This is a genomic window from Arthrobacter sp. KKT183 (genome assembly GCF_055657625.1).
The window spans coordinates 2,140,209-2,162,390 of the sequence record NZ_CM145770.1 but is presented as its reverse complement, the minus strand read 5'-3'; the positions used below and the strand labels follow the sequence as shown (position 1 = coordinate 2,162,390).

The following is a 22,182-nucleotide window of genomic DNA, read 5'->3' as shown; positions in this document are numbered from 1 at the left end:
ATCGCATGACCGCTCCTACAATCCGTACCGTGACAGTGCCTGACCAATACCTTCTGGAAGCACTCAGTCCTGCACCCGCCGGAATCACCCTCGCAGTGTGGGACTTCAAAGGCGAACCCCTTGGGGCTGACCTGCGGGAGGTCGACGTCGCAGTACTGCCCTATATGGCCAGGGGCGATTTCAGCTCACAGCTGCAGTCAGCTCCCGCGCTCAAACTGGTGCAGACCCAATCGACCGGGTATGAGGGCGTGCCGGAAATGGCAGGTGCCGGGGTTGCCGTCTGCAGTGCCGCCGGCGTCCACGCTGCGGCTACAGCCGAAATGGCAATCGGACTCGCCATTACCTCCCTTCGCGGCATCAACGTCGCAGTGTTGAACCAGCGGGAGCGGGTGTGGAAGCCCGAACGATTCCCGGGCCTTGCAGACCGCAGAGTGCTACTCCTGGGCGTTGGCGGCATCGGAGAAGAAATAGCCAATCGACTCGATGCCTTCGAAGTCGAGCTCACGAGGGTCGGCAGGACAGCGCGTACGGACCAGCGCGGGCAGGTGCACGGCAGCGATGAACTTCTCGGACTGGCTGCCAACCACGATGTCCTGATTATCATTACGCCGCTGTCGGACTCCACCCGGGGACTGGTGGGAAGGGACGTGCTTGCGGCGTTGCCCGACGGCGCCCTCGTCATCAACGTTGCACGGGGCCCCGTGGTGGATTCGGAGGCACTCACGGCTGAGGTGGTCAGCGGCCGCCTGCATGCCGCAATCGATGTCTTCGATCCTGAGCCCCTTCCCGCGGATCATCCGCTCTGGGGTGCGGAAAACGCGATCATCACGCCCCACAACGGCGGGAATACCGGTGCGTTCCTCCCACGCATCGTGCGGCTGCTGCGGCGCCAGTTGGAGGCGTTCGCCGTCGGCCGGGAGCCGGTCAATCTGGTGGTGCCGGGACCGTGGGAAGCGGGGCGCCGCGACGTCTGAGGGCTATGCAAGCGTGATGAACGTCTGCATGAACAGTTCGAAGTCCGCGTAGTCGTCCGCCTGTTCGAGGTGGAGTTCCTGGTGGCGTGCAGGCTGGAAAATGACGTCCGGCTGAACCCCGAAGCGGAACGTCCTGCCGGTGTTTGTTGCCACCTCGTAATCGCCATCCGCCAACTGAAAGGCGTGGGCGAGGTTGGTCATGTTCAATTCGACTGGAACGCCGCCGCCGGTCAGGGTCTGCCCGTTGACGGGAGCCACCATGATCTCCGTGGGTTGCCAACGGTATCCGACGACGTAGTACCTCGGTGCGCTGATTCGCGTCCCGTCGGCGTCCCTGCCTTCGCGGCGAGCGTTCACCGCGAAGATGAGGTTGTAATCGCCGTAGTTAAGGATTTGGGAGTCGAAGATTCCGCGGAGGATGTTCTTCAGGGCATCGCTTCCGGGCTCGTCCTGTGAAGCGTGCGGCAACTGGGGAATCATTTTCGGCCTGGGTAGGGAAGTGCCCGCGGAACGGCTGGTCGGTATGCGGCCGCCGATGGCCGGCCGCACGTGGTCCGCGCCGACCACCCTACCCGAAATAAGCAGTGTCCATTCGGCCGGCGGGCGCGCTGAACACCGGCCGCCTGTGACGCAGCACACCCCTAAGATGGGCTTAATAGGTCGGTCACACGCGCAGGGCGCACCTGCTTTCGGGCCTAGACTTTTACCCATGAGCGTGGATAGCGAAGCCAAGGCAACACCGGATATCAAGCCAAGAAGCCGTGCGGTCACTGATGGCATGGAGCGGGCACCTGCCCGAGGCATGCTGCGTGCAGTGGGAATGGGTGATGACGACTTCGCCAAGCCGCAGGTCGGCGTCGCGAGCTCCTGGAATGAAATCACGCCCTGCAATCTCTCCCTGAACCGCTTGGCCCAGGGCGCCAAGGAGGGCGTTCACGCGGCCGGCGGGTTCCCTATGCAGTTCGGAACAATCTCCGTCTCGGACGGCATCTCCATGGGCCACGAAGGAATGCACTTCTCGCTCGTATCCCGCGAGGTCATCGCCGACTCCGTTGAGACAGTGATGGAAGCGGAGCGCATTGACGGGTCGGTGCTTCTGGCAGGCTGTGACAAGTCATTGCCCGGCATGCTCATGGCTGCTGCGCGGCTGAATCTCTCGAGCGTTTTCCTGTATGCCGGCTCAATCATGCCGGGCTGGGTGAAGCTGGAAGACGGCACGGAGAAGGAAGTCACCCTGATTGACGCTTTCGAAGCCGTCGGGGCATGCGCGGCAGGAAAAATGTCGAGGGGTGACGTCGACCGCATCGAGCGCGCAATCTGCCCTGGTGAGGGCGCCTGCGGAGGCATGTATACCGCCAACACAATGGCCTGCATCGGTGAAGCGCTCGGTATGTCACTGCCCGGTTCGGCAGCGCCGCCGTCTGCTGACCGCCGTCGGGATGAATTTGCCCGAAAGTCCGGCGAAGCCGTCGTGAACCTGCTGAGACGAGGCATCACAGCTCGGGACATCATGACCAAAAAGGCGTTCGAAAACGCCATTGCTGTCACGATGGCCTTCGGTGGGTCCACCAACGCAGTCCTGCACCTGCTCGCCATCGCACGCGAGGCAGAGGTGGATCTGACGCTCGATGACTTCAACCGCATCGGCGACCGCGTTCCGCACCTGGGTGACCTCAAGCCGTTCGGCCGCTACGTCATGACCGACGTGGACAAGATCGGCGGCGTGCCGGTGATCATGCGTGCCCTTCTGGACGCCGGACTCCTCCACGGAGACGTGCTGACGGTGACGGGCAAGACCCTCGCTGAAAATCTCGAGGCGATCAATCCGCCGGACGTTGACGGCAAGATCCTGCGTGCCCTGGATAACCCCATCCACAAAACCGGTGGCATTACCATCCTGCACGGCTCGATGGCTCCGGAAGGTGCGGTGGTGAAGAGCGCAGGCTTCGACGCAGAGGTGTTCGAAGGTACTGCGCGCGTCTTCGAACGCGAACAGGGGGCCTTGCAGGCTCTCGCTGCGGGGGAGGTGAAGGCGGGGGACGTCGTCGTCATCCGGTATGAGGGCCCCAAAGGCGGACCGGGCATGCGCGAAATGCTGGCCATCACCGGAGCCATCAAGGGCGCGGGACTGGGCAAGGATGTACTCCTACTGACGGACGGTAGGTTCTCGGGCGGCACCACCGGGCTGTGCATCGGCCACGTGGCTCCCGAGGCAGTGGACGGCGGCCCCATTGCGTTCGTCAAGGACGGGGACCGTATCCGCGCCGATATTCCGAACAAGACCTTCGACCTGCTGGTCGATCCCGAGGAACTGGAGCGCCGGAGGGTCGGTTGGGAGCCGCTTCCCGCCCGGTACACCAGGGGAGTGCTGGCGAAGTACGCGAAGCTGGTGCATTCAGCCTCCGAGGGCGCCTACACCGGCTAATCTGCGCCGGTTGGAAACCGGAACTGAAGACGACGACGGAGGCTGCGCGCCGGCGTCGTCGTCTTCAGTTAGTGTCCAGTAACTGGAATGGTTGTCCATATAGTGAGACGGTTCCGGGTGTTGTTGACACTGCTGGCGAGGGAGTGAAAACTACAGGTATGCAGCTCGTATCCGTAGTCCTAGTTACCAAGCGCGTGGCCTAAAAGCCCGGCTGGTACGTCTACGTCACGCGCAAACCCCTCGCAGAGCCCACCAGGCTGAGGGGTTTTTTTGTTCCCACCGAACAGATTCGCGCAGTACATTTGCGCAGCGATCAAGCTGTGCTGGATACAAAGGAAGTTCAAAGATGTCCAAGGGATCGCCCATCAGCCCGGCGCTGATGGCAACCAGACAACCCGCTCCGGCGGCACCGGTCCAGCAGCCGGGCAGGGACAACGCGGCTCCTTCCGCGCCCGCCAGTCCGGTGCTCGGGCTCAACCGCGTGGTGCCGCCAACCCAGATGACCGGATCCCAGGCGATTGTCCGCGCCCTTGAGGAACTCGGCGTTGATGACATCTTCGGCCTTCCCGGAGGCGCAATTCTTCCGACCTACGACCCGCTGATGGCCTCTACCAAACTTCGGCACATCCTCGTCCGCCATGAGCAGGGCGCCGGGCATGCGGCCCAGGGCTACGCCATGGTGACCGGGCGTCCGGGGGTCTGCATTGCCACGTCCGGGCCTGGGGCCACCAACCTGGTCACCGCAATAGCGGATGCGCATATGGATTCGGTGCCGATGGTGGCCATCACCGGCCAGGTATCCAGCGCCGTGATCGGATCGGATGCGTTCCAGGAAGCGGACATCGTCGGCATCACCATGCCGATCACCAAGCACTCCTACCTGGTGACCAAATCACAGGACATTCCCCGGGTTCTCGCTGAAGCATTCCACATCGCTTCGACGGGGCGGCCGGGACCGGTGCTCGTGGACATCGCAAAGGACGCCCAGGTCGGCGCGATGTCCTTCTCCTGGCCACCGAAAGTTGACTTGCCCGGCTACCGCACGGTGGTACGGGGTCACGCCAAGCAGGTCCGCGAGGCCGCCCGGCTCATCATGGCCTCGGAACGTCCCGTGTTTTACGTGGGCGGCGGTGTGGTCAAGGCCCATGCGGCAGCAGAATTGCTCGAGCTGGCGGAGCTGCTGGGCGCACCGGTTGTCACCACGCTGATGGCCCGCGGGGTTTTTCCCGACTCCCATCCGCAGCACGTCGGCATGCCCGGCATGCATGGCTCGGTGTCCGCGGTGACTGCCCTTCAGCAGTCGGATCTGCTGATTACGCTCGGCGCGCGGTTCGACGACCGCGTAACCGGTGTGCTTTCGAGCTTCGCGCCCGGGGCGAAAGTGATCCATGCGGACATCGATCCTGCCGAAATTTCGAAGAACCGGACGGCCGACGTACCGATTGTCGGCTCGGTGAAAGAGATCATTCCGGAGTTCACCGCGGCACTGCGCGAGCAGTTCGCCGCCTCCGGCGCGCCGGACTACAGCGCCTGGTGGATGGTGCTGAACCGGCTCCGCGAGAGCTACCCCATCGGGTTCACCCAGCCCGAAGACGGGCTCTCCGCCCCGCAGCACGTCATCCAGCGCATCGGTGAGCTCACCGGACCGGAGGGCGTGTATGCGGCAGGCGTTGGCCAGCACCAGATGTGGGCAGCCCAATTCATCAACTACGAGCGGCCGCATGCCTGGTTGAACTCCGGCGGCCTGGGCACCATGGGTTATGCGGTTCCGGCCGCCATGGGCGCCAAGGTCGGCAACCCTGACCGCGTGGTGTGGGCGATCGACGGCGACGGCTGTTTCCAGATGACCAACCAGGAGCTGGCCACCTGTGTGATCAACAACATTCCGATCAAGGTCGCCGTGATCAACAATTCCTCCTTGGGCATGGTGCGCCAGTGGCAGACCCTGTTCTACGAGGGCCGCTACTCGAACACGGACCTCAACACCGGGCACAACACCGTGAGGGTTCCGGACTTCGTGAAACTTGCCGACGCCTACGGCTGCGCCGGACTGCGTTGTGAGCGGGATGAGGACATTGATGCCACCATCCAGCAGGCACTGGACATCAACGACCGGCCCGTTGTGATCGATTTCGTGGTCAGCCGTGACTCGATGGTGTGGCCTATGGTCCCCACTGGCGTCAGTAACGACCTCATCCAGATTGCCCGCAACATGACCCCGGACTGGGAGCAGGAGGACTAACAATGGCCCGTCATACCCTTTCCGTTCTGGTCGAGGACGTCCCGGGCGTTTTGACCCGTGTCGCAAGCCTGTTTGCTCGACGCGCCTTCAACATCAACTCACTGGCCGTCGGTCCGACCGAAGTAACCGGGATGTCCCGGATAACTGTCGTGGTAGAGGCAGAAGGGGACCTGCTTGAGCAGGTCACAAAACAGCTGAACAAGCTCATCAATGTGATCAAGATTGTCGAGCTTGTCCCCGAATCCTCCGTGCAGCGGGACCACATCCTGGTCAAGGTCCGCGCGGATGCCGCAACACGGCTGCAGGTAACCCAGGCAGCAGACTTGTTCCGCGCTTCAGTGGTTGACGTGTCCACCGACTCGCTGATCATCGAAGCCACCGGCACTGCCGAAAAGCTTTCCGCGCTCCTGTCAGTGCTGGAGCCGTTCGGCATCCGCGAAATAGTGCAGTCCGGAACCCTGGCGATCAGCCGCGGCGCCAAATCGATGAGTGACAGGGCGCTCAGGAGCGCCTAGCCAGCAGCGCGAACTTCACTCTCAATACCTCAACCACGCCGGTCCACGTCAGGTGGGCGGCACAATCACATCACAGGAGAAACACAAGTGACCGAGTTGTTCTACGACGACGATGCAGACCTTTCGATCATCCAGGGCCGCACCGTGGCTGTTATCGGGTACGGCAGCCAGGGCCACGCCCATGCGCTGAGCCTCCGCGACTCGGGCGTTGACGTCCGCGTGGGCCTGAAGGAGGGCTCAAAGTCCCGCGCCAAGGCGGAAAGCGAGGGCCTGCGCGTCCTCAATGTCTCCGACGCCGTTGCCGAATCCGACCTCATCATGGTCCTGACGCCGGATCAGGTCCAGCGCCACGTCTACGCTGAGGACATTGCTCCCAACCTGCAGGCAGGTGACGCCCTGTTCTTCGGTCACGGGTTCAACATCCGCTACGGCTACATCCAGCCTCCGGCCGACGTGGATGTTGCCCTCGTTGCGCCGAAGGGCCCGGGCCACATTGTTCGCCGCGAATTCGAAGCGGGACGCGGCGTTCCCGACCTGATCGCCGTTGAGCAGAACCCGTCCGGCAAGGCCCGCGAACTGGCACTGTCCTACGCGAAGGCAATCGGCGGCACCCGCGCGGGCGTCATCGAGACAACCTTCACCGAAGAGACCGAAACCGATCTTTTCGGGGAACAGGCTGTCCTGTGCGGCGGCGCGTCCCAGCTCATCCAGTACGGTTTCGAAACACTCACCGAGGCCGGCTACAAGCCGGAGGTCGCGTACTTCGAGGTACTGCACGAACTCAAGCTGATTGTTGACCTGATGGTGGAGGGCGGCATCGCCAAGCAGCGCTGGAGCGTCTCCGACACAGCAGAATACGGTGACTACGTCTCCGGCCCGCGCGTCATTGACCCGTCGGTGAAGGAAAACATGAAGGAAGTTCTCGCGGATATCCAGAACGGTGCCTTCGCCAAGCGCTTCATCGATGACCAGGACGCGGGTGCGCCCGAATTCGAGAAGCTGCGCAAGCAGGGCGAGGATCACCCGATCGAGGCAACGGGCCGCGAACTGCGCAAGCTGTTCTCGTGGATCAAGACCAACGACGACTACACCGAAGGTTCAGTCGCCCGCTGATCATCGTTGTTGACACCCTGGAGGCGACGGCCGGACCGGCGGAGTATCCCGCCGGTCCGGCCGTCGCCCATTGTGTGGCACTTCTCTCATCTGCTCTCCATAGCGGGTAACAAAGTGGGCTCGCCGGAGCGGCAAACTACACTTGAACAAAATTCCTGAACACACATCTGGAACACTTCTGCCCACCGCACTGCGAAGGATCTCCCGTGGAAAAACCAGTAGTTCTCCTTGCTGAAGAACTCTCGCCGGCAACCGTGGATGCGCTCGGACCGGATTTCGAGATCCGCCAGACCGACGGGGCTGACCGGTCCAAGCTGCTCTCCGCTATCGCAGAGGTGGACGCGATCCTGGTGCGTTCAGCAACCCAGGTGGACGCCGAGGCAATCGCCGCCGCCCGCAAGCTGAAGGTCATCGCCCGTGCCGGCGTCGGCCTGGACAACGTTGATATCAAGGCGGCCACGCAAGCGGGTGTGATGGTAGTCAACGCCCCCACCTCCAACATCATCTCCGCGGCCGAACTCACCGTCGGCCATATCCTCAGTCTCGCCAGGCACATTCCGCAGGCCAGCGGCGCTCTGAAGGGCGGCGAGTGGAAGCGGTCCAAGTACTCGGGGATCGAGCTCTACGAGAAGAAGGTCGGCATCATCGGCCTTGGCCGCATCGGTGCACTCGTTGCAGCCCGGCTCCAGGGTTTCGGCACTGACATCCTCGCCTATGATCCCTATGTCACCTCGGCGCGGGCAGCCCAGCTCGGGGTCCAGCTTGTGACACTCGATGAGCTGCTTGCGGAGTCGGACTTCGTGACCATCCACATGCCCAAGACGCCCGAGACCGTCGGCATGCTGGGAGCCTCAGCCTTTCAGAAGATGAAGAGCAGCGCGTACGTGGTGAACGTGGCCCGCGGCGGCCTGGTGGACGAGGAAGCGCTGTACAACGCGCTCAAGGAAGGGCAGATTGCCGGCGCCGGAGTTGATGTGTTCGTCAAGGAACCGAGCACCGATCTCCCGTTCTTCGAGCTGGACAACGTTGTGGTCACCCCGCACCTCGGCGCCTCCACGGCAGAGGCTCAGGAGAAGGCTGGTATCTCCGTTGCAAAATCGGTCCGCCTGGCACTCGCAGGAGAACTCGTGCCTGACGCCGTCAACGTCGCAGGCGGCGTCATTGCGCCGGAAGTACGTCCCGGTATCCCACTGATCGAGAAGCTGGGCCGTATCTTCACCGCACTCACCCATGATTCACTCACTCAGATCGAGGTCGAGGTAGCTGGCGAGATCGCCTCGTTGGACGTCAAGGCGTTGGAACTGGCCGCCCTCAAGGGTGTTTTCACCGACGTCGTCTCCGAGCAGGTTTCCTACGTCAATGCACCGGTTCTCGCCGAGCAGCGCGGCATCAACACGCGCCTGGTCACAACTGAGTCCTCGGAGGAGTACCGCAATGTGCTGACCATCCGCGGTGCGCTGTCTGACGGGTCCCAGATCTCGGTCGCCGGTACGCTCACAGGGCCGAAGCAGATTCAGAAGCTGGTCGGGGTCAACGGTTATGATCTCGAGATCCCGATCAGCGAGCACCTGCTCGTGATCCTGTACCAGGACCGGCCCGGTGTGATCGGAACCCTGGGCCGGGTGCTGGGGGAGCGCGGGATCAACATTGCCGGCATGCAGGTCGCCCGCAGCAAGGAGGGCGGCCAGGCGCTGTCGCTGCTCACCGTGGACAGCTCCGTGCCGCAGGATGCGCTGGAGAGCCTGAAGGACGCAATCGGCGCATCAGTGGCTCGTGAGGTGGATCTGCAGGATTAGTTCGGGAGCGGCCACACCACTGTGGCTTCGATGCTGTCGACTGGGAGCGGACCGAAGTCTCTGGAATCAATGGACTGAGCCCGGTTGTCGCCCATCACGAAGACATGCCCGGGAGGAACCGTGACGGGCCCGAAGTAGGTGCCGTCTATGAGCGCGTGGTCGACAAAAGGTTCGGATACCGGGACGCCGTCAATGTAGAGCAACGCATCTTCAATGGCAACGCTCTGCCCGCTGACGGCCACCACGCGTTTGAGCACGGTACCCGCTTCGGAGGGATTCCGGAACGAGACCAAAGCGCCCGGCGCCGGTTCCCCGTGCCGGTAGAGCACTACGATGCTCCCCTCGGGAACGGTGGGTTCCATGCTCGGCGAAGAGACCCAGAGCGGCTCGATCACCCAAAGCCGCAAGCCGACGAGCAGGAGTACAACGGCCATAAGTCCCGCCAGCGAGCGGTACCGCGGCCAGCGCGCAGACGAAGTTCGTGCGGTGCTCGCCTCCTGACCACCCATGCGATCGTCCTCCAACCGGTCATCCGTTAGTCGTTATCCTCCGCTCGGATGGTTGGGGAAACCCTGCACCTTCCAAGGTATTCATAACGCTCGTACGGGACTCTTGCGGCACCGGTGGAAGACCGTCGGTAGGTCTTGGGAGGAATTATGGGAAAGGCACAACACGCCTCGGAGGAGCACCCGGCTGCTCAGATGCGGCCCACAGGTTTTCCGTTTCGACGCACGCTTTCGGCACTCACATCACTGGCTATGCTCACGGGTATCGGCCTGCCACTGGTCGCGGCGCCCGCGCAGGCGGCGCCCGTCGGCCAGGGCTTTACCGTCACGACGTCCGATTTGGCGTTCATTCTGCGCCAGATCAAGATCGCTGAGGCACATGTCCGCAACACCACCAGCGAGACCGGTCCCTGCGGCGCACTGCTCGGTACCGGACCTGATCAGGTGCCCGGCCCGTTGGTTTCCTACGGACTGCGCACGGTGGATGGCTCCTGCAACAACCTCCAGGCAGGTCGCGAAGACTTTGCGGAGTCGAACCGTCTCTTCCCCCGTCTCACCACTCCCGATTACCTCGATGCCGACGACGGGGCCATCATCCGCCAGCCCGGTCCCACGACCTACGACGGCGTAGGCAACGTGGTCGATGCCGACCCCCGCGTCATCAGCAATCTGATTGTGGACCAGACCTCTACGAATCCTGCGGCGGTTTCCGCAGCGCAGTACCCGGTACGCACGCAAAGCGGCGCCGACAGCGTGGTGCCCTGCGACGCCGGAGGGCTGCCGGCGGGCTGCGTGCCTGCCGGTGAAACACTCTTCATCCCGAACATCACCACAGACGTCGGCCTCTCGCCCCCGTACAACTCGTTGTTCACAATCTTCGGACAATTCTTCGACCACGGCCTCGACATGGTCAATAAGTCGGGCAGCGCGGTTTTCATCCCGCTGCAGCCGGATGACCCGCTGATTGCGGGGCCCGACGGCGTTACGCCGAGTGCGGACGATCTTCCCGCTCGCCAGCGATTCATGGTCCTCACCCGCGCCACCAATCAGCCCGGCCTGGATGGGAAGTTGGGCACGGAGGATGATGTCCGCGAGGCGACCAACCGCACCGGCCCACTGGTAGACCAATCACAGACCTACAGCTCGGACCCGTCCCACCAGGTTTTCCTGAGGGAGTACACAAACAACGCCGGCGGCAGGCCGGTCTCCACCGGAGCGCTGCTGGCCTCCGACGACGGCGGCATGGGCACCTGGGCAATGCTGAAGGCCCAGGCGGCCGGTCAGTTGGGTCTTCAGCTATCCGATATGGACGTGCACAGTGTTCCGATGATCGCCGTTGACCCCTACGGGAAGTTCATCCCGGGTCCCGAGCGCGGACTTCCGCAGTACGTGACCGCAGACGGCATGGTCGAGGGCAACACCGAAGCTCCGGTTGCAGTGCCGGCCAACGCGCTCCGGGTGAACGAATCCTTTCTCGATGACATCGCGCACAATGCTGTCCCGAAGGCGAACTTCCTGCCCGATGCTGACGACACCATCAACCCTCCCGGAGCCCCGAGCACCAGCACCTATGACAACGAGATGCTGAATGCGCATTTTGTCGCCGGTGACGGCCGGGTCAATGAGAATGTCGCGCTGACCATGATCCACCAGGTCTTCCACTCGGAACACAACCGACTCCTCGAGGACATCAAGGCAACCCTCACCGCCGATACAACAAGCCGCGGCGTAACAGCTCTGGCGGAGTGGAAGAGCGCTGCCGGAGCGGGCGGCTGGAATGGCGAGCGCCTTTTCCAGGCTGCCCGATTTGTGACCGAAATGGAGTACCAGCACCTCGCCTTCGAAGAATTTGCCCGCAAGGTACAGCCGCTCCTTGAACCGTTCGCCACCTATCACGACGACGTGGACCCGGCGATCAGCGCCGAGTTTGCACACGCCGTGTACCGCTTCGGTCACTCGATGCTCACCGATACCGTGTCCCGGACGAATGCCGACGGATCCACAAACGATGTGCCGCTGCTGGACGCTTTCCTGAACCCGCCGATGTACTACGACGGCGGCGGCACCGAGCCGCTCTCAGCTAAAGACGCAGCCGGATCCATTGCTATGGGTATGTCAGACCAGGTCGGCAACGAGCTCGACGAGTTTGTTACCGACACCCTGCGGAACAACCTGCTTGGACTTCCGCTGGACCTGGCCGCCATCAATATCGCCCGTGCCCGTGAAACGGGCATTCCGTCGCTGAACAACCTGCGCAAGGAAATCTACAACAAGACCAACGACAGCCAGCTCAAGCCGTACGTGAACTGGATCGATTTCGGCCTGAATCTCAAGCACCCGGAGTCGCTGGTCAACTTTGTGGCGGCGTATGGTCAACACCCGAGCATCACCGTCGCAACCACGCTGAAGGGCAAGCGGGATGCAGCACAGCTGATCGTGAACCCGCCGATCGATGCTGCAGAGGGCACCGTCCCCGCAGACGCCGCGGACTTCATGGGCGGCGTAGGTACCTGGGCTGACAAGGAAACCGGCCTGAACCAGATCGATCTCTGGGTCGGTGGACTCGCCGAGCGCACCAACCTCTTCGGCGGCCTGCTCGGTTCAACGTTCAACTACGTGTTCGAGCAGCAGATGCTGGACCTGCAGAACGGCGACCGCTTCTACTACCTGGTCCGCACGCCGGGCATGAACCTGTTGGGTCAGTTGGAAGGCAACTCCTTCGCCGAAATGATCATGCGCAACACCAGCGCCACTGCGCTGAAGGCAGACGTGTTCGGCACCTCCGACTGCAAGTTCGAACTTGGCCGGCTGCAGTTCAACGGCACCACGGTGCTGGACGATCCGCGTTCCGAGTGCAACGAGGAAGCCCTGCTGATCCGGATGCCGGACGGCACCATTCGCTACCGCACCACCAACTCGGAGGACCCGGCCGGCATCAACGGCCAGAGCGTCTTCAACGGAACCGCAGAAGCTGACCGCATCTGGGGCGGCGTCGACAATGACACCTTTCTCGGAAACGGCGGCAACGATGTCATCGAAGGCAGCGACGGCGCTGACACCGCCCTCGGAGGCGAGGGTAATGACATCGTGACCGACTCCGCGGGTGATGACGTACTGAAGGGCGGTCCGGGCAATGATGCACTGGACGCCGGCCCAGGACTGGATCTCGTTCTCGGCGGCAGCGGTAGCGACTTCATCAACGGCGGAGCGAATACCAACGATTCGTTCGGCGGCGAGGGCAACGACTTTCTGATTGCAGGCGGAGGCAACGACCTCTCCCGCGGCGACGCAGGAGACGACTGGCTCCAGGGCGGGGACGGTGCCGACCTCCTCATGGGAGATAGCGGTGCCCCGTTCTTCGACGATCCGAACACACCCGGCAATGACGTCCTGATGGGCCAGAACGGTGACGATGATTATGATGCCGAAGGCGGCGACGACATCATGCTGGCCGACCCGGGCATCGAGCGCAATGCAGGTGCTGCGGGCTTCGACTGGACCTCGCACCAGGTCGACGGCCTGGCGGCGGACACGGACCTGACTCGTAACCTGTTGGGCGTGCCGCTTCCCGTGGACGTGCTGCGCGACCGTTATGCAGAGGTGGAAGGGCTCTCCGGAGCGGCGAAGAATGATGTTCTTCGCGGCGACGACGTTGTTCCCCGGCTGGTCGAGGGCGAAGGAACATCCGGCAAGAACTGGCTGGACGCCGAGGGAGTCGCAAGAATCACCGGCCTGAGCGAACTGCTTCCCGCAGGTGTCACGGATAACGGCGGCATCTGGGGAGAGGGCAACATCATTCTCGGTGGTGCCGGCTCGGATGTGCTCGAGGGCAGGTCCGGCAACGACATCCTCGACGGCGACAAGGAACTGCGCGTCCGGATGAGCGTACGCACTGATCCCGCCGACCCGACTACGGAAATCGGCAGCACTGACAGTATTGAAAAGCCTTACCTGGCTGACAGTTCACGGACCCTGCAGGCCGCTGTTTTCGCCGGTGTTGTTGATCCGGGAGACATCGTCATTGTGCGTGAGATCGTCAACGCAGGGAAAGCCGGTGATGCGGACGCTGCGGTCTTCTCGGACCTGGAGCAGAACTACACAGTGACCACCGTACCGACGGGTGCTGTCCCGGGGGCTCCGGGAAGCGTCACCACGGTGACGCATCTCGGCGATGATCCCGATGCACTTCCCCCGCTGGGTGACGGCGACGGCGTGGATACCCTGCGGAACATCGAGAAGCTCCTGTTCGCGGATTCCCAGGCTCCCGGTGTCCCGGAGATCGCCGCAGGAGTTGCAGGCGACCGCTCTGCCACAGTCGAATGGGGTGCACCGGTTTCCCCGGTCACCACTTACGAGGTACGTGCAGTGGACGCAAACGGTGCACCGGTGGGCGCTCTCCGCCAGGTTCCCGGCAATGAAACCAGCACGGTGATGACCGGGCTGACAAACGGTCAGGCCTATCGCTTCCAGGTCCGGGCATCCAACGAGCTGGGAACGAGTGCCTTCTCGCCGCTCTCCGCAGCGGTTGTCCCGGACATTGTGCCCAACGCGCCGACCAACGTGACAGGCGTCGCCGGCAACGGCATCGCCACGCTCTCCTGGAGCACCCCGGCTGCCAACGCCGGCACCGCGATCACCGGTTATAAAGTGCAGGTGCTCGCTGGCGAAACCCTCGTGCAGACGATTTCGCTCACCGGCACAGCGACGACGACGGAAGTCACCGGCCTCGCAAACGGCACGGCGTACAGCTTCAAGGTCCTTGGAGTGAACGCTCATGGCGAGGGTGCAGCTTCTGCAGCCTCGGCAGCCGTCACTCCACGATCAGTCCCCGGAACTCCGGTTCTCGGTGAAGTGACCGCGGCGGATGGATCGGTGACTGTCCGCTGGAGTGCGCCGGATACCGACGGCGGATCCGCGATCACCGGATACGCAGTCCAGGTCCTCGGCGCTGACGGACAGCCCGTGGGAGCGCCGAGGACAGCGGGTGCAACCGCCACGAGCCTCGAGATCACCGGGCTTGCCAATGAAACGGCCTACCGGTTCCAAGTACGGGCAGTCAACGCACTGGGTGCCGGGGAGTTCTCAATCCTGTCAGCCGCAGCTACCCCCACCCGGCCGGAGCTGCGCGAAGACTTCGACGGCGACGGCATTGCCGACCTGGTTGCCCGTGACCCCAACGGGCGGCTGTGGCTGTACCCGGGAGACGGAGCAGGCCGGCTGCAGACCCGGTCGCTGATGGGAACAGGATGGCAGGGGATGCGCAGCATCATTGCCACCCGCGACTTCAGCGGCGATGGAAACGCGGATATCCTCGCCTCGGACTCCACCGGGCGGCTGTGGCTCTACCGCGGAACCGGCGCTGCGGGGCTTGTGAGGGGACTTCAAATCGGCAATGGCTGGGGCGGCTACACACTGACCGCTCCTGGTGACTTCGACGGAGATGACCGGTCTGACCTCGTGGCTCGGGATTCCAACGGCAGGCTGTGGCTGTACCCTGGCAACGGATCAGGCGGCTTCCAGTCACGCAGCCAGGCAGGCAGTGGCTGGAATGGCTTCCAGATTGCGAGTGTCGGTGACTTCAACAGCGACGCCCGCTCGGACATCATCGCAGCCGACAGCACAGGACGCCTGTTCCTGTACCCCGGCAACGGCAGAGGCGGCTTCCAGAGCCGTTCACTGTTCGGCAGCGGCTGGAACGGGTACTCACTGGTGGGAATCGGTGACCTCACCGGGGACTCACGTTCCGATGTCGTGGCTCGCGACTCCGTAGGCAGGCTGTGGCTCTACCCGGGCACAGGAACCGGACGGGTTGGAAGCCGCACGCAGATCGGCAACGGGTGGGGCAACTACCTGATCACCTGATGCGGTAGGGCCACTCCCAGACGAAAGGACCATGGCGGGAATCCCCGCCATGGTCCTTCCTTTCGTGCGTGGGCTCCTGCCAGGGCAGGCAGTAGCAAAGTGCCCCTGAGCACGGCCGGCGACGTGCCGATGCGTCAGCGGGGTTCACGTGTCATGCAACAGCACACGCCGGCTTGCTTTTCCGACACACAAAGAGGGTTTCCCACCCGACTGGGGGGAAACCCTCTTTGGATACCTCTAACCGGGACTCTCCTACGCTGCGGACATCGCCCGCACAAGGAAGGAGTTGATGACGACTGTGGCGTCCCGCAGAGACTGCCGGACGTTCTGCGGAGCTGCAGCCACCGGTGCGGTGGTCCTGCTGAGCTGGCCGTGAAGCACAAGCAGAGCGGACAGGACGTCGGACAGTTCGCCTTCGCTCTCTGCAGTGGCCTGCAGCAGGCGGGCATGCGCTGCCTTCAGCCCGGGTCCGGGTGCGCATCCCAGCTCCCGAACCATTGCACGCCGGCACTTCTCGTAGCTCTGCAGGCCCTCGGCGTAGCGTCCTGTGCGCTCGAGGCCGGCAACCCGGGCCAACCATGCACGTTCATTGAGCGGGTCCATGGTGAGGGCCTTCTGGGCCCAGTCGATCGACTCGGAGACTGCACCGACCGCTGAGGCGGTTTCCGCTGCCAGCACCGTTGCCTCAAGGACCCGGGAGCTGTGCAGCTCCCGCTCGTCTTCTGCCCAGGCTGGGAGGAGCTCGTCGCCCAGCAGGGGAGCGGTGGCGAGTGTAAGTGCCTCGTGAAGGAGTTTGAGCGCTGCTTCCGGCGCGCTCTGCTGGGCCTGCCGCAGGAGCTGATCGAAGCGGAAGACGTCCAGGTCCACCATGGTTGCGTCCATCACGTAACCGCCGGTCGTGGTGCGCAGCGGACCCTGCTTGCCGCTGCCGGGCTGGATGTTCCGGCGCAGGACGCTGACGTAGCTTTCAAGGGTCGGAAGGGCTTCAGCAGGTGCGTGTCCTTCCCAAAGGACCTCGATCAGGCGGTCCTTGGAGACCGGTGTGCCGAGGCTCAGGAGGAGGATCTCCAGGATCTGGCGCGGCTTCGGCCCGCCGAGGGTCCGGGCGTTCAACACTGTGTCTCCGCGCCGTATACGGAGCGAGCCGATCAGCTGGACGGTCAGGAAAGCCGGCACGCCTGGTGCGTCCGCGGGGGAACCCGAATGTGCCGGTGAAAATGCGTCTGACTGCAACATGAGCGAGACCTCGTCTTTCGTGCTTGTGATGACGAGATCAAACCTAGGGATTGGAGAAACGGGGATCACGAGTAGGCCCTACCCGAAAAAATGACCCCGATTCCGAAGGATTCGGGGGCACTACTCGAATTTCCCGGCGTAGCGGCAGGGTAGTTACCTGAGTAGCCGCTAAGGCTACTCAGGACCACTCACTGACCGGCCGTGTGGTGGTCAGTTCCGAGCGAAAGCCGCGCCTCGCCGTCGTCACTGAGTACCAGTGCGAGCGCCTTGTTCGGAATTTCGAAGACCAGCGTGGCATCAATCGTCTCTCCCTGTTCCGCGATGTGCTGTGACGGGGATGCCCAGATGACGTGCGGTTCCCCGGTGCCAAGCCCGTCGACGAAGTAGTCGGCGGCGCTGAAGGCGATGCCTTCCGGTTCCAGCGCAGTAAGTTCGAGCAGCACGCGGACGCGATGCGCGCCGTCGGGCACTGCGGTCTCAAGGGCAGCCCCGTTGGACGGAGGCACCCAGCCGTCGGATTCGAGCGGGAGTATTCCGTTGATCCGGGCAATTCCGCCGTCCACAGTGTCCGATGCACCCAGCATCGCGGCAGGTTCCTCCTCAACATTGTTGGTGAGTACCCAGGTTGCGCCGCCAAGCACGCCGATCAGAAGCGCGGCCGGGATGAGCATCCGATGCCGGGGGCGGGAAGCGCGGTGGGCGACGCGGCGGTCGTCGAGTTGCTGTGCCATGCAAGTAGTGTTCGCTCCCCACCATGGGAAAACCATGATCGCAGGAGCCAGGCAACGCAATGATGCGACAACCCCACGGCGGCAGGGTAACTTTCTAGGGTGAGTTCTGCGCAGAAACCCCCGTTCTACATCACTACAGCCATCACCTATCCCAACGGCGTGCCGCACATCGGGCATGCGTATGAGTATGTCGCCACCGACGCCATCGCGCGTTTCAAGCGGCTGGACGGCTATGACGTCATGTTCCTGACAGGTACTGATGAGCACGGGATGAAAATTGCTCAGACCGCGGAGAAAGAGGGGATCTCGCCGAAGGAGCTGGTGGACCGGAACGCCGCGGTCTACCAGGCTGCCCACGCTGACCTCGCCATCAGCTACGACCGGTTCATCCGGACCACCGATGAGGACCATTACGCGGCCTCGCAGGACATCTGGCGCCGGATGGAAGCGGCCGGAGACATCTACCTCGACAAGTACGCGGGCTGGTACTCGGTGCGTGACGAGGCGTACTACACCGAGGAAGAGACCGAGCTCCGCGAGGACGGCATCCGCTACTCGAAGGACACGGACACCGAGGTGACGTGGACGGAGGAGGAGAGCTACTTCTTCCGCCTATCCGCGTACCAGGACCGTCTACTGGTGCTGTACGCGGAGCAGCCCGAATTCGGCGCACCGCAATCCCGCTTCAACGAGGTCATCAGTTTCGTGAAGCGGGGTCTGGACGACCTCTCGATCAGCCGCACCACCTTCGACTGGGGTGTACCTGTGCCCGGCAATCCCCAGCACGTCATGTACGTCTGGGTGGATGCGCTCACCAACTATCTGACCGGGGTGGGCTACCCGGACACCGAGTCGGAGCAGTTCCGCAGGTACTGGCCCGCAGACGTGCACGTGATCGGCAAGGATATCTCCCGCTTCCACGCGATCTACTGGCCCGCCTTCCTGATGTCCGCAGGCATTGAGCTGCCCAAGCGGGTCATGATCCACGGTTTCCTGCACAACAAGGGCGTGAAGATGTCCAAGTCCCTGGGCAACGTGATTGCGCCGAAGGACTGGATGGAGCAGTACGGCCGGGACCAGATCCGCTTTTTCCTGCTGCGCGAGGTGCCCTTCGGAGCGGATGGCTCCTACAGCCATGAGGCCATCGTGACCCGGATGAACTCGGACCTCGCGAACAACCTGGGGAACCTTGCGCAGCGGTCCCTGTCCATGGTGGCGAAGAACTGTGACTCGCTGGTGCCTGCGCCGTCGTCGTTGTCTGAGGCGGACCAGCGCATCCTGGCTGCGGCGAACACGCTGCTGGATACCTGCCGGGCCGCATATGACAAGCAGGAGCTGTCCCGCGCGCTCGAGGCGATCTGGGCGGTCCTGGGAGACACGAACGCGTACTTCGCCGAGCAGCAGCCCTGGGTGCTGCGGAAGACTGACCTCGACCGCATGAACACGGTCCTCTACGTGACCCTGGAGATCCTTCGGATCGTATCAATCCTGGTGCAGCCGGTGATGCCGGACGGCGCCGCGAAGCTGCTCACGGTTCTGGGCCAGGGCACCGGGAACGACGACGACGCCCGCCGCTTCAGCGCGATCGCAACTCCATTGGTGCCCGGCATCGCCCTACCGGCGCCTGCTCCGATTTTCCCGAAGTACGAGGAGCCCGCGGAAGACTAGTTCATTTGTCAGGACACACCCCTATAGCGACGGCTAACGGGGCGTGTCCTGACAAATCAACGCGGGTCACGCGCGGAAACGCTCGGCGGCCGTGCTCACCATGATGGCTGCAATTTCCCGCTGTTGTCCGCGCGCCCGCTCTGCAAGCTGGGTGAGGCGCTCGCGGTCGTATCCGGTGAAGGACCAGCCGTCGTCCAGCAGCGCCAGGAGGGTCTCCCACAGCGCTTCCTTCCCGCGGACGAGGCTCTGGAGTGCCTCCAGCTCCAGCTGTGCCCCCGGACCGTTCTCCGCCTTGCTCACATTGAGGGGATTCAGGCGGGCGGCGGCAGCGCTGAGATGCGCGAAGACCATCTTTGCGGGGTTCGGACGGTGGCCTTGAGAGCGCAGGGAGGTGAGGAGCTCACTGCGTTCGTGGTCAATCTCGTCGTGGAGGCGGGACAGCGCGCGCCCGTGCTGTGTGCCCTCCCAAGTCTGGGCAGCTGCCTGAAAGAGACGCACCCCGCCGGTCGCTCCGAGGAGATGGTCCTCCAAATAGCGAAACAGCCATTGCCGTTCTTCCCGAGTGGGGTTCTTCACCGGTCCTCCTGATTGCTTCACGGCCCGAGTGCGCGGACCGTGAAGCAATCCTTGCAGGTCAGTCCTCCACGGCCAATCCCTGGACGGCGGAGAGCCGCGCCGCGCGGCGGGCAGGCAGTACTGATGCCGCCAGTCCCGCAGCGGTAGCGACAACCAGCACGCCTGCCAGCTGCAGCCACGGGAACGACGGCGTCACAACAGCCACCATGCCCAGCGCCGATTGCGCGCCGAGCCAGCCGTAGAGCATTCCGAGTACGATCCCGATCAGCGCTGCCACTCCGGCGATCAGTACGGCTTCCACTGCCAGCATGCCGCGCAGCTGGCCCCGGGTCAGCCCCAGCGCCCGAAGGAGTGCCGATTCGCGTGTGCGCTCAAGCACCGAGAGGGAGAGCGTGTTGGCTACACCAATGAGCGCAATCAATACGGCGACCGCCAGGAGAGCTGTGACGACAAGCAGCAGCACATCGATGATCTGGTTGAAGGTTGCGCGTTCCAGCGCTGCTCCCGAGACGAGATACTCGGACACGCCCAGGGCGTCCACAACGCTCGTCCGAAGCTGCATGATCTCACCCGTTCCCAGGGAGTCGTCCAGCTTCAGCCAGAGAACTCCACCCGTGTCCGTTGCCTCCAGCTGCCCGAGCTGTTCTGCAGTGGCCGGCGTAATGAGGGGAACGATCGTTCGGCTTTCGGCTTCCTTCACGGGAAGAAGGCGGGTAGTTGAGGACCCGGCCACTTCGAGTTCGGTCACTGCGGTGCCGTCCGGCATCACCACTTCGCCGTCCTGCGGGTAGGCGGTCTCCGAGCGCAGGACCGCTTCCGCGTCGGCTGCCGAGAGACTGTAGACCGTCTGCCCGCCTGCTTCGTCTGTGGTGCGGCCCACCGGCATGGGTTGCACCACTGCGTCGACGCCCTCCAGCGCCTGCAGGGTACTCACAGCATCCGGGTCTTCTCCGCCTTCAAGCTGCACGGCCAGATCCACCGGGTAGTTCTGCGCCAGGGCGTCATCGAACGCTGTCCGCGATGTCTGTGCTCCGGCCATCATCATGCTGACGAGGGTGACGCCGACAAGCAGGGCCGTTGCGGTCGCCGTCGTTCGCGCCGGATTGCGTACTGCGTTCACCGCAGCGAGCTTCCCGGGTACGCCCAGCGGCGAGGCAAGCCGGCCGACGCCCGTGACGAGTGCCGGGACAAACAGGCCGGCGCAGAGCAGGAATCCGAGAAAGGACAGTGCACCTCCGGGCAACGCCAGCAACAGGTTGGCCTGAGCGGCTCCGACCGCGAGCAGAGCGCTGCCTGCCACGACCGCCAGCACACCGATTCCCAGGCGGATCCGGCCGCGTCGGGTGGTGACACCGGCGTGTTCGGCCGGCCGGAGCGCGGCAAGTGGAGCGACGGCGGTGGCTGCCCGTGCCGGCACGAGGGCGGCTGCGATGGTCATGAGGATTCCAACCACCATGCCGCCCACGACAGCCGATGCCGGCACGGCGAGGGTGGCGAATTCACTGCCTGGAACAGTGCGTGCAAGGGACACGAGCACCCACATCACACCTGCGGCGAGCAGTACCCCGAGCGCGGAGGACACCGTGCCGACCACCGCGGCTTCCAGGAGGACCGAGCGGCGGATCTGCCCGCGGCCCGCCCCGATACAGCGCAGCAGCGCGAGTTCCCGCGTGCGCTGGGCGACGAGCACCGAGAACGTGTTGGCGATCACGAGAGCCGTGACGATCACCGCGACAACGGCGAACGCCAGCAGCACGATGGTCAGTTGGTCCTGTCCGCCGGACAGGGCAGCGACGTCCTCGGTCGTCTGTTCGACTGCGGTGAGCACGCTGGCGTCAGCACCGGCGTCCGCCAACACCTGGCCGACGGCGGTTCCCACCTGTGCCGCCTCGGCTGAATCCGTGAGAGTGAGCTGCAATTGTGTCGTTGCACCCTCCGGAACCAGTTCATCGACCTGGGACGGGACGGCATGGAGCGCGATGGCCCCGGAGAGGAAAGGGTGGGCGGACGGTTCGCTGAACCCGGTTACCGTCAGCCCGGTACCCCATGCTGCGAGGTTTTCCTCGAGGGTGCCCTCGCGAAGAGCCGCGCCCTGCACTGTGTCGCCGATTTCCACACCGAGTTGTTGAGCCGACGCAGCGTCAATCACCACCTGGCCGTCGGATTCGGGCAGGTTGCCTTCCTGCAGGACGAGGCCTTCCAGTACGGGCGGTGCCAGCGCGGAAAGATTCGCCATGTTTGTTGCGGTGCCGGCCCGGAGCACAAAATACCCCTGCTGTTCCGCATGCACCACATCGACTCCGGTTACTGAACGAACAGCGTCGGCCGTTGCCGGCGGCAAGGAGCCGTCAGCCGAGGTCACTACGAGGTCGGCTTTGGAGTACTCCGCACCGATGCTGTTCTGAAGAGTTGCAGTAGTGGTGGCGCCGACCATCAGGGTGGCGGCAAGGAAGCCGACGCCGAGCATGACAGCAAGCCCGACGGCGATGTAGCGGCGGGCATGCCGCGAAACCTGGGACAGGGCAACAGTCAGCACGG

Annotated in this window: 14 protein-coding genes; 8 read left to right on the top strand and 6 right to left on the bottom strand. The window is 63.7% G+C overall.

What is annotated here, in order from left to right:
- The first annotated feature begins 5 nt into the window (after window positions 1-5).
- The gene (locus tag ACZ2GY_RS10290; RefSeq protein WP_277358552.1) at window positions 6-974 is read left to right on the top strand and encodes a 2-hydroxyacid dehydrogenase; all 969 of its coding nucleotides are present in this window, start codon (window positions 6-8) and stop codon (window positions 972-974) included.
- Window positions 975-977: 3 nt separating this feature from the next.
- Here the strand turns inward: ACZ2GY_RS10290 and ACZ2GY_RS10285 are convergent, their stop codons facing one another.
- The gene (locus ACZ2GY_RS10285) at window positions 978-1,454 is read right to left on the bottom strand and encodes a hypothetical protein (RefSeq protein WP_277358551.1); all 477 of its coding nucleotides are present in this window, start codon (window positions 1,452-1,454) and stop codon (window positions 978-980) included.
- A gap of 229 nt (window positions 1,455-1,683) precedes the next feature.
- Here ACZ2GY_RS10285 and ilvD point away from each other — a divergent pair, with 229 nt between their 5' ends.
- From ilvD to serA, 5 genes are all read left to right on the top strand, one after another.
- Complete coding sequence (gene ilvD / locus ACZ2GY_RS10280; RefSeq protein WP_346028142.1) at window positions 1,684-3,399, top strand: dihydroxy-acid dehydratase; 1,716 nt, start codon at window positions 1,684-1,686, stop codon at window positions 3,397-3,399.
- Window positions 3,400-3,745: 346 nt separating this feature from the next.
- Window positions 3,746-5,641 carry an acetolactate synthase large subunit gene (locus tag ACZ2GY_RS10275; RefSeq protein ID WP_277358549.1) on the top strand — a complete coding sequence of 632 codons (1,896 nt, stop codon included), beginning with the start codon at window positions 3,746-3,748 and terminating at the stop codon, window positions 5,639-5,641.
- A 2-nt stretch (window positions 5,642-5,643) separates the two neighbouring features.
- Window positions 5,644-6,156, top strand: coding sequence for an acetolactate synthase small subunit (ilvN, locus tag ACZ2GY_RS10270; RefSeq protein WP_056548179.1), 513 nt, complete (start codon window positions 5,644-5,646; stop codon window positions 6,154-6,156).
- An 87-nt stretch (window positions 6,157-6,243) separates the two neighbouring features.
- Entirely contained in the window at window positions 6,244-7,269 is a 1,026-nt protein-coding gene (gene ilvC / locus ACZ2GY_RS10265; protein WP_471671817.1) for a ketol-acid reductoisomerase, read from the top strand.
- A 206-nt stretch (window positions 7,270-7,475) separates the two neighbouring features.
- Complete coding sequence (gene serA / locus ACZ2GY_RS10260) at window positions 7,476-9,065, top strand: phosphoglycerate dehydrogenase (protein ID WP_277358548.1); 1,590 nt, start codon at window positions 7,476-7,478, stop codon at window positions 9,063-9,065.
- Here serA and lepB read toward each other — a convergent pair.
- The gene (gene lepB, locus ACZ2GY_RS10255; protein WP_277358547.1) at window positions 9,062-9,574 is read right to left on the bottom strand and encodes a signal peptidase I; all 513 of its coding nucleotides are present in this window, start codon (window positions 9,572-9,574) and stop codon (window positions 9,062-9,064) included. The two genes, serA and lepB, sit on opposite strands and share 4 nt — an antisense overlap.
- 147 nt (window positions 9,575-9,721) lie before the next feature.
- Here lepB and ACZ2GY_RS10250 point away from each other — a divergent pair, with 147 nt between their 5' ends.
- Window positions 9,722-15,433 (top strand): peroxidase family protein, encoded by a 5,712-nt coding sequence (locus tag ACZ2GY_RS10250; protein ID WP_277358546.1) that lies wholly within the window; start codon window positions 9,722-9,724, stop codon window positions 15,431-15,433.
- 252 nt (window positions 15,434-15,685) lie between these two features.
- Here the strand turns inward: ACZ2GY_RS10250 and ACZ2GY_RS10245 are convergent, their stop codons facing one another.
- Together ACZ2GY_RS10245 and ACZ2GY_RS10240 are read right to left on the bottom strand one after the other, a co-directional pair.
- Window positions 15,686-16,669 (bottom strand): AfsR/SARP family transcriptional regulator, encoded by a 984-nt coding sequence (locus ACZ2GY_RS10245; RefSeq protein ID WP_277358545.1) that lies wholly within the window; start codon window positions 16,667-16,669, stop codon window positions 15,686-15,688.
- A gap of 188 nt (window positions 16,670-16,857) precedes the next feature.
- Window positions 16,858-17,400 (bottom strand): hypothetical protein, encoded by a 543-nt coding sequence (locus tag ACZ2GY_RS10240; RefSeq protein ID WP_277358544.1) that lies wholly within the window; start codon window positions 17,398-17,400, stop codon window positions 16,858-16,860.
- Between the two features lie 99 nt (window positions 17,401-17,499).
- Here ACZ2GY_RS10240 and metG point away from each other — a divergent pair, with 99 nt between their 5' ends.
- Complete coding sequence (gene metG / locus ACZ2GY_RS10235; RefSeq protein ID WP_471671816.1) at window positions 17,500-19,068, top strand: methionine--tRNA ligase; 1,569 nt, start codon at window positions 17,500-17,502, stop codon at window positions 19,066-19,068.
- Between the two features lie 66 nt (window positions 19,069-19,134).
- Here metG and ACZ2GY_RS10230 read toward each other — a convergent pair whose 3' ends face one another.
- Window positions 19,135-19,644: a hypothetical protein gene (locus ACZ2GY_RS10230; RefSeq protein WP_471671815.1), complete on the bottom strand. Its 510-nt coding sequence runs from the start codon at window positions 19,642-19,644 to the stop codon at window positions 19,135-19,137.
- Between the two features lie 58 nt (window positions 19,645-19,702).
- Window positions 19,703-22,180 (bottom strand): ABC transporter permease, encoded by a 2,478-nt coding sequence (locus tag ACZ2GY_RS10225; RefSeq protein WP_471671814.1) that lies wholly within the window; start codon window positions 22,178-22,180, stop codon window positions 19,703-19,705.
- Window positions 22,181-22,182: the final 2 nt, after the last annotated feature.

What these genes read in the sequence shown, in the direction of transcription:
- ACZ2GY_RS10290 (WP_277358552.1), top strand. Translation starts at nt 6, where the DNA reads ATGACCGCTCCTACAATCCGTACCGTGACAGTGCCTGACCAATACCTT.
- ACZ2GY_RS10285 (WP_277358551.1), bottom strand. Translation starts at nt 1,454, where the DNA reads ATGATTCCCCAGTTGCCGCACGCTTCACAGGACGAGCCCGGAAGCGAT.
- ilvD (WP_346028142.1), top strand. Translation starts at nt 1,684, where the DNA reads ATGAGCGTGGATAGCGAAGCCAAGGCAACACCGGATATCAAGCCAAGA.
- ACZ2GY_RS10275 (WP_277358549.1), top strand. Translation starts at nt 3,746, where the DNA reads ATGTCCAAGGGATCGCCCATCAGCCCGGCGCTGATGGCAACCAGACAA.
- ilvN (WP_056548179.1), top strand. Translation starts at nt 5,644, where the DNA reads ATGGCCCGTCATACCCTTTCCGTTCTGGTCGAGGACGTCCCGGGCGTT.
- lepB (WP_277358547.1), bottom strand. Translation starts at nt 9,574, where the DNA reads ATGGGTGGTCAGGAGGCGAGCACCGCACGAACTTCGTCTGCGCGCTGG.
- ACZ2GY_RS10250 (WP_277358546.1), top strand. Translation starts at nt 9,722, where the DNA reads ATGGGAAAGGCACAACACGCCTCGGAGGAGCACCCGGCTGCTCAGATG.
- ACZ2GY_RS10245 (WP_277358545.1), bottom strand. Translation starts at nt 16,669, where the DNA reads ATGTTGCAGTCAGACGCATTTTCACCGGCACATTCGGGTTCCCCCGCG.
- ACZ2GY_RS10240 (WP_277358544.1), bottom strand. Translation starts at nt 17,400, where the DNA reads ATGGCACAGCAACTCGACGACCGCCGCGTCGCCCACCGCGCTTCCCGC.